Raw genomic sequence first — 8,488 nt, 5'->3', positions numbered from 1 at the left:
TATTAACCCGGTTATTTCATAAACGTGCTCCCGATCTCGCTTGTCCTTTGCCGCTCTAAGGGAGTTTTGCTCAGTCGACCGTACTCCCCGGTACGGCGCTCCTTCACAAAATCCCTTAGAGCAACAAAGTCCTTCGCGATATTCGGGGCAGTTTATGAAATATCCGGGTTAACAGACAACCACCGTTGTCTGTCCAGGCTTGAGCTGCTCCATCAGGGGGATCGGAGGTTGTGCGTCAGTGAATAGTGTATCAATGTCGGCAATATGGCCCAGCCGGATCATGGCAATTCGATCTTTTTCCGCGCTCAGGTGATGTTTCCGTTCACCGTACCGGGTGTTTTCAATACTGCTGTTGGGCAGACCGGCCCCGCCATGATGGCGGGAAATTTTGCCTTGATGGTCAAGCTCATTAAGATCCCGGCGAATGGTCTGGGGCGTTACGTTAAAATGTTGCACCAGAGCTTCAGTGGTCACAAAGCCTTCCTGCCTGAGCAGGGTGATGATCATTTCATGGCGTCGGCTCTGTGGGATCTGTTGCTGTTTATGCACAAGCTTTGTCGTTTTGTGAACATCCATAAGTATTGAATTCTCAGGCTAATGACTGTGCCATGAGGGTCAACGGGTGCATCACTTTATGAGCGGTGTTCATTTCTATCTGCATCTTGCAGGACTCGCAGTCGGTGACCACATAATCTACATTAAGCGCTTCGATCTGATCAAAGACACCCTGACCAATGTTCTGAGAGGTTTGATAGTTCTCTTTTTTAAAACCGTAGGTACCCGACATTCCGCAGCACTTCTGGTCCAGCATTATCACCTCCAGCCCGGGAATACTGTTTAACAATTCCATGGTGTGAATCACGCCACCCTGTTTGATCAGGTGGCAGGGGCTGTGATAGCCAACCCTCAGGTTAACAGGCTTCATGTCCGGCTTATTGCCTTTGGCAAACTCCCTGGTAATAAAAGCGGCGGCAAACAGAATACGCTGTCTGATGGCGTGGTTATCCACATGAAGCACTTCCGGGTATTCGTCCCGAAGTGTCATGGCACAGCTGGGCTCTGTTGCCAGTACACATTCACTGTCCGCTAATGAGTCGGCAAACTGCCCCATGTTCAGTTTGGCATTTTTGCGGGCCTTATCGAAGAAGCCATTGGCTATCAGCGGGACACCACAGCACTTTTCTTTATTTAACAGCGTGACACCAATATTCATGGCATTCAGTACCGCTACCAGATGTTTGCCCACGGTTGGGTCATTGTAGTTAGTGAAACAACCGTGGAAGAAACTGACTTGACGATCGAAGCGGGTCTGTTGTGCTTTCTGCTGCTTAAACCAGCGACGGAACGTTTGATGGGTGTATTTTGGCAATGTCTGTCGTTGATCAATTCCCAGCACTTTATCCAGCAGTTTTTTAACGGGTTTCAGCTGAGTGGCGATATTGACGACAGGAGCCGTGGAGGCAGAAAGTGACCCCATCAAGTCGGTATGGCTGAGAATAAATTCCCGGGGGCCTTTTTTGAAACCACCGTGTCGGGCTTTTGCCAGTTGAATAACTGTTCCCACCTGTACACCCGACGGACAGACAACTTCACAACGTTTGCAGTTGGTGCAGTGTTTCAAGGCTTCATCGTACAGTGCCGGGTTTTTGATGCGTAAACGTTCCCCGTCGGGGCCGGCCTGTTTGGGGCCCGGGTAGTCCGGGTTTACTTCAGCGACCGGGCAGCGGGTTGTGCAGACGGTGCATTTAATGCAGCTGTCAAAGCTGGTATCAATGGTGTTCAGCATGTTTCTTCCGCCTGAGGTATCGTTGCAATAATCCTGTTGGCAGCAAACCAGCCGGTACTGATGGCTACCCCACCCGAACTGGCTTCCTGGACCGGATTGAAACCATTGAGCACCGCACCTGCGCAGTAAAGATTATGGATTTTCTGACCGTTTCGGTACGGGTTTAACTGTTCACTGGTGTGAATACCGAAATGGCTGAAATTATGCGGCTTTCCATCCATAAAACGATGATCTGACCACTGAACTCTACTGTCCGGGGCATCAACATCAAGGCCAAAAACCGGCTCGGACAGATGATGGCGGTCACTGGCCAGCCCCTGGCTGAAAAAGCTGCCGGTTGCCAGAATAAAGTGGCTGGCGGATATGGGCATATCGGGGTTCAGTCTGGTCTTTACCGAGCACAGCCGGTTTTCTGCAAAGCAACCACAAAGCACCTGGTCACCTTCCAGGAACATACCGCCCAACTGCCGGAATCGCTGCTTCAGGGCAGAGGCCATGCGCATTCCGGGGAGTGATGGCGGCAAGGTCGCGACTTCACAAATACGCAGGCCGGTCAGTGTTTCAAGTTGACGGATCAGGTCATTACCACCTTCTACAGCGAGGACGGAGGGTATAACCACCAGATCAGCATTACCGGCTGCCTTCTGTAAAGCAGACGACAATATGTTTATACCATTAGGCTGGCTGAACAGATCACGCTTAAGGGTTCGGGCTAACTCCAGCGAGCGCAGCTCATAGGCATTTCTGGTATTAATGTTCAGGGTTGCCGTTTTGATATCCGCCAGTATGAACTCTGCCTCAGAGAATCCGGGATGTTGCTTCATACCTGCGGCCATCAGTGCCGACTGAAAGTCACGAAAGCCGGCAATATTGATGATGGCAACACGACGTATGCCTTCTGCAGGAGCCAGCAACGGCAGGCTGCCAGCACCTTCCTGGCTTAACCAGGCTGGGCGAATAGCTCCCAGTGCTGTCAGACGACCATGATTCTGCTGGCCAGAATTGCTCAATTGGATGCCAGCTGCTGCCATTTGCTCGGTAAAAAATGTCAATCCCTGCTGTAAAAATGCTGCTCCCACTTTCTGGTAGGGATGGATGGAAGGCAGTTGACGGATGGCTGCAAATGGATATTCCACGAAAGAATTATCTTGTTCAATTCCGAACACATCGATGGCACCGGAAGCAAAGGCCAGGGCACTCTCTCCAGCACTGACCACAACGGTTTTCAAGCCCGCTTCTGCGCAGCGGATTGCGCCGGTTAAACCCGCAAGGCCTCCGCCAATCACAATAACGTCGTAGTTCATGGGGCTACCTCTTCCTTTGACTCTTCCCTGGAGAGCACAGCAGCTTCGCCAGGATTGACACTGTGGGAATTTACCGGTGCCGCGTCATTAGGTTCCAGCTGGCTGTAGCCCAGAAGGTTGTTGTACAGCCAGTAGCTCAAATCGGCTTCGTGCATCGCATCACCCCACAGCACCGGCCTGACGCCCTTCCAGCGTTCCTGCATAAACTCACCCACGCTGCTCAGCGCTTGTTCACCGTTATCGTCGTGGGTTATTTCGCTGACAATACCGGCCGCTCGACAGGCACACATTTTTCCCTGGCAAGGCCCCATGCCAATGCGGGTCCGACGACGAAGGTCAACCAGATCTCTGGCATTAAGGTTATGGACGGCGTATTCGATTTCACCGCGAGTGACCATTTCGCACTCACAGATAACCGCATTCTGCTTTTTGTCGTTGGCAAGGAACTTTGCCGCTCTTTCTCCATGGCGGTACTTTGCTGAGCCTGATACCGGGATAGAAACCTGGGGAGCGTAAATATCGCTGTGTTTGCCATTAGCTCCGGGCAGTGGTCGTATAGCCGTGACACAGGGTTTGCTGTTGCCCAGGTTTTTTGCCACCGCATCCGTGGCCATTTCCGCCATCAGCCGGTAGGTCATCAGCTTTCCGCCGGTAATGGTAATAAGACCCGGCAAGGCATCCGTTTCACCGTGGTCAAGCAAGACAATCCCCCGGCTGATATTTCGACCCGATGGGTCATCTCCCAGAGAGACCAGCGGGCGAACACCGCAATAGGCACGAAGTACACGGGTCCTGGCCATGATCGGACAGAGTTTCTCACCCTCAGCTAACAGAACGTCAACCTCATCGGGGTTGACCCGGATATTCTCGATGTCACTGTATGGGATTTTCTCCGAGGTGGTACCAATAAGCGAGATGGTGTCCCCGGGAACCAGAATGTCGGCATCGGAGGGTTTGCGGCAGCGGTTGATCACCATACCATTAATGCGGTAATCAACAATCAATAACGAGCCTTTGGCCGGGAACATATGAATGGCAAGGTCTGCGTATTCAATAATCTGCTGCCCCCAGATACCGGCAGCATTCACCACCTGCTGAGCATGGATATCCACTTTTTCACCGGTTTTCAGACTGATGCAGTGTACCCCCCGTACCCGGCCATTGTTGATGATTAGGCCAACGACTTTGGTATAGCTCATAAGGCGACCGCCGTATTCTTCTGCATCAAGGATGTTGGCCGCAGTTAAACGAAAAGGGTCAACGGTACCGTCTGGAACACGGACTGCACCCAGCAGTTTGGGATTCACATTTGGCTCAATGCGCAGAGCATCTGCAGGTGTTAATGCCTCGGCCTGTATACCCGCAGATGTACAGGCGGTAATGAATGTTTCCTGAAAGGAGAGTTCGTCCTCAGGCAGGGTGATGAACAGCCCACCGGTCTCTTCAATACAGTGGCTGGCCACTTTCCTCAGAATCTGGTTTTCACGGATGCATTCAATGGCAGAGTGAGGATCGGTCACTGCGTAGCGGGCACCGGAATGGAGCAGACCGTGGTTACGCCCGGTAGTACCGTTGGCGATATCATCCTTTTCCACCAGGATGGCACGCATTCCCCGTTGAGCACAGTCGCGAAGAACGCCCGCTCCGGTGGCACCCCCACCGATGATGACAACGTCGGTCTCTATCTGCCTCATTGAATTTGCTCTTGGATGTTCGTTTATGTTCGCAATGAGCACTATAAATAAACGGCTCTATTCAGAAAATGACACAAATCAACAGAAAGGCACGAGTTGTCATCCGGTCATAAAAAAATCGCTGCCCGCTGCCCGAAAAAGACAGGCCGCTTGTGCTTGTGCTTTTGCGGGAAGCGGGTAGCGGCCTTAACTAGTACATCATTTCAATGAGTTTGATGTGTACAATCTCCGCTCAGGACGAACGGAGCTTGGGAGTCATTGATAGAAGGAACCCATCAATTACATTGAAACCATGTACTAGGTCAGATGCGGAACTTATTGCGGAATAATTTCTTAGTGGTTAATTGAAGCTCATGATGCGCATGTTAAGAATTGTGTTCTGTTAGTTGTTTTTGTGAGTATTTCCCGAAGCTGGCTGTCTTTTTTGGCAATTGCTTGATTCATATCAATCTTAAGGGTTGATAATGTTTGTTTTTATTTGCAATATTTTGTCGACAAGAGGGCATTTGTTGAGTTCTTTATTTTTAATAAACGACTATGCCTTAATTAATAAATATTAATCTGCGTAAAGCAGGTGGAAGTAGCCATTATGAGAAAATCATTGCTTGGGGAATGTCTTGCCGAGTTTATAGGCACAGGTCTTCTTATTTTCTTTGGTGTGGGTTGTGTCGCGGCGCTCGTTCTGGCTGGTGTTGATTTTGGTCAGTGGGAAGTGTCCATCGTCTGGGGGCTTGGTGTTGCCATTGCCATCTATGTTACCGGCGGCATTTCCGGTGCTCACCTGAATCCGGCAGTCACGCTTGCATTAACTGTTTTTAAAGGCTTCGACAAACACAAGGTCGTGCCCTTTATTGTTGCCCAGGTGTTGGGTGCTTTCTGTTCTGCGGCCCTGGTTTACTTCCTGTACAGTGGCTTATTCGCTGATTATGAGTTGACCCATCATATTGTTCGTGGCTCTGAGGAGAGTCTGGCCACAGCGGGTATTTTCTCGACATATGCCAACCCGGCACTGACTAACCTGCAGGCCTTCGCTGTCGAGTTTGTCATCACCGCTGTGCTCATGGGCGGAATTCTGGCGATCGGTGATGAAAATAATGGTGTTTCCAACGGTGCGCTTTCTGCCCTTCTCATCGGTATTCTTATTGCTGTTATCGGTGCCTCTTTCGGCCCTCTGACCGGTTTTGCCATGAACCCGGCACGGGATTTTGGCCCGAAACTCTTTGCCTTTTTTGCAGGCTGGGGCGAAGTGGCGCTGACGGGTGCACGAGCCAACCCCTATTTCTGGGTACCGATTGTTGCGCCTGTCTGTGGTGCCATGACCGGTGCGTGGCTTTACATCAATGTGCTGGGTAAGCAGGTGGAGCCTGTTGACTGCGCAACACCTGATTGTGAAATCAAAACCGTCTGATTGTTTATTAGCCGCTTTTTGTGAATTTTGTGAGTTTTGTGAGAAGGCAGGGCCCCCTGCCAATTAAGGAATCAAGGACAAAAGAATGACCACTGAAAAGAAATACATTGTTTCTCTTGACCAGGGTACAACCAGTTCACGGGCCATTATTTTTAACCATGATGGTGAAATCGTAGGGACTTCTCAGCGAGAGTTTACCCAGCACTATCCCCAACCCGGCTGGGTTGAGCACAACCCGATGGAGATCTGGGCGACCCAGAGTTCGGTTCTGACCGAGGTGCTGGCAAAAACCAATATTCGCCCGGATGAGGTGGCTGCACTTGGTATCACCAATCAGCGTGAAACCACTGTTGTCTGGGATAAAACTACCGGTCAGCCGGTCTATAACGCCATTGTATGGCAATGCCGTCGTACAACGGAGATCTGCGAACAATTAAAAAAAGCCGGTCTGGAAAGTCATATCCGTGAAACCACCGGTCTGGTTCTGGACGCCTATTTCTCTGGCACAAAAATCAAGTGGATTCTTGATAACGTCGAAGGTGCCCGTGAAAGTGCCGAGAAAGGTGACCTGTTGTTCGGTACCGTGGATACCTGGCTGACCTGGAAGCTCACCAATGGCCGCGCCCATGTGACGGATGTAACCAACGCTTCACGGACCATGCTGTTTGATATCAACCGTCTGGAGTGGGATGACACCATTTTGCAGACGCTGGATATTCCGCGCAGCATGCTGCCTGAAGTGAAGTCCAGCTCGGAAGTGTATGGCAAGACCAACATCGGTGGTGAAGGCGGCACCCGGATTCCGGTGGCTGGTATGGCAGGTGATCAGCAGGCTGCCCTGTTTGGTCAGATGTGCCATGAGAAAGGCATGGCCAAGAACACCTATGGTACAGGCTGCTTCCTGTTGATGAATACCGGTGAGGCTCCAGTGAAGTCTGAAAATGGTCTTTTAACGACCATTGCCTTTGGTATTGATGGCAAGGTGCATTATGCCCTGGAAGGCTCTGTCTTTATGGGTGGGGCTTCTGTTCAGTGGCTTCGTGATGAGCTTGGCCTGGTTCGTGATGCGGCAGATACCGAATATTTTGCCGGCAAAGTAAAAGACACCAATGGTGTATATGTCGTACCGGGCTTTGTTGGCCTGGGAGCGCCCTACTGGGATCCTTATGCCCGTGGTGCCATTTTCGGTCTGACCCGTGGTGCCAACCGTAACCATATTGTGCGTGCCACGCTGGAAGCCATTGCTTACCAGTCCCGTGATCTGATTGAAGCGATGCAGCAGGATGCCGGTATCGAAATGAAACAGCTGCGTGTGGATGGTGGTGCTGTTGCCAATAACTTTCTGATGCAGTTCCAGTCAGATATTTTGAATAAAGAAGTGGTTCGTCCAACGGTGACGGAGTCAACAGCAGCGGGTTCTGCTTATCTGGCAGGTCTTGCCGTTGGTTTCTGGAAGAGCATTGATGAGCTTAAGGGCAAGGTAGGCGTTGATCGTGTTTATACTCCGGTGATGGATGATGAGCAGCGCACAGAGTTGTACAAAGGCTGGAAGAAAGCCGTAGAACGCAGCCTGAAATGGGAAGACCAGGAATAAACGGAAGTGTTCACGGGCTCAGGGTGCATTTGCTACCCTGAGCACTGCTTTGGCTAATGTGTGGAGTCTGTGCTCGATATATACAACTGTAGCCTTATAAATCAAACCTTGTTTCGCAGCATTCCTGCCCTTTTGGGAAGATTCTTTCCGTCCTCCATAACCACAGTTAACTTTTCATCACTCAACACTGACCGATAGTGCCTGTGCAAGATTGCCTGTGGATTATCAAAGTTGGCCAAAGTTTTCGGCATACAGGTAAATAGGTAATCCCACTAACAAGTGTTGTTAATTACCACTTTGTCAAAAAATCACTTACTATGTGTGCCCTGATTTATAAGAAGGGCTTCTGAGACAGGCTGCCTGCACGGGGTTTCCATCTTATGAAACAGTTCAATATGCCTGAATTTTTGGTGTGAGAATGATGTCGTTTGTTGTCGGTTCCTGTGATCTTGTCAATGTACAAATCAGGTAAGAACGTTGGTCGTTTTCACAGTAAAAGTTCCAGCATTGTTGATTGGGGTAAGCACTCTGAACTGGCTCCTTGTATCCGGTTCAGGAGCGCTAGTGCAGCTGAGCGTTGCTACCCGTACCGTTCGTACTGAGCTTGTCGAAGTACGGTGGCACCATCCTTCGACAAGCTCAGGATGAACGGGGTGTAAGGGTATTAACGCTTTTCTGCACTAGGAGCTGTCGGACTTAAGC

6 protein-coding genes are annotated in these 8,488 nt (G+C 50.5%); 2 read left to right on the top strand and 4 right to left on the bottom strand.

All coding sequences use genetic code 11. The features are described 5' to 3' along the window. Positions 1 to 168: 168 nt before the first annotated feature. Genes ACO6V1_RS21020 through glpA form a run of 4 tightly spaced genes read right to left on the bottom strand, consistent with a single transcriptional unit; the run spans position 169 to position 4,784 of the window. Positions 169 to 576, bottom strand: a complete 408-nt coding sequence (locus ACO6V1_RS21020) for a DeoR family transcriptional regulator (protein ID WP_422449642.1) — start codon at positions 574 to 576, stop codon at positions 169 to 171. A gap of 13 nt (positions 577 to 589) precedes the next feature. Beyond that, positions 590 to 1,786 (bottom strand): anaerobic glycerol-3-phosphate dehydrogenase subunit GlpC, encoded by a 1,197-nt coding sequence (gene glpC / locus ACO6V1_RS21015; RefSeq protein WP_422449643.1) that lies wholly within the window; start codon positions 1,784 to 1,786, stop codon positions 590 to 592. Next, positions 1,780 to 3,090: a glycerol-3-phosphate dehydrogenase subunit GlpB gene (gene glpB, locus ACO6V1_RS21010; RefSeq protein WP_422460991.1), complete on the bottom strand. Its 1,311-nt coding sequence runs from the start codon at positions 3,088 to 3,090 to the stop codon at positions 1,780 to 1,782. The genes glpC and glpB overlap by 7 nt, the downstream gene beginning before the upstream one ends. Continuing rightward, a complete protein-coding gene (glpA, locus tag ACO6V1_RS21005; protein WP_422449645.1) occupies positions 3,087 to 4,784 on the bottom strand; it encodes an anaerobic glycerol-3-phosphate dehydrogenase subunit A in 1,698 nt (565 codons plus the stop codon). Before glpA ends, glpB begins: the two co-directional genes overlap by 4 nt. Positions 4,785 to 5,373: 589 nt before the next feature. Here glpA and ACO6V1_RS21000 point away from each other — a divergent pair. Both ACO6V1_RS21000 and glpK read left to right on the top strand, forming a co-directional pair. Further along, positions 5,374 to 6,192 (top strand): MIP/aquaporin family protein, encoded by an 819-nt coding sequence (locus ACO6V1_RS21000; RefSeq protein WP_422449646.1) that lies wholly within the window; start codon positions 5,374 to 5,376, stop codon positions 6,190 to 6,192. Between the two features lie 85 nt (positions 6,193 to 6,277). Then, on the top strand, positions 6,278 to 7,786 hold the full coding sequence (gene glpK, locus ACO6V1_RS20995; protein ID WP_422449647.1) for a glycerol kinase GlpK: 1,509 nt from the start codon (positions 6,278 to 6,280) through the stop codon (positions 7,784 to 7,786). Positions 7,787 to 8,488: the final 702 nt, after the last annotated feature.

It is taken from the genome of Endozoicomonas sp. ALC013 (genome assembly GCF_049310205.1).
Lineage (GTDB): Bacteria > Pseudomonadota > Gammaproteobacteria > Pseudomonadales > Endozoicomonadaceae > Endozoicomonas.
Note: the sequence above shows the minus strand (reverse complement) of the source record. Positions and strands in the feature narration are given on the sequence as shown.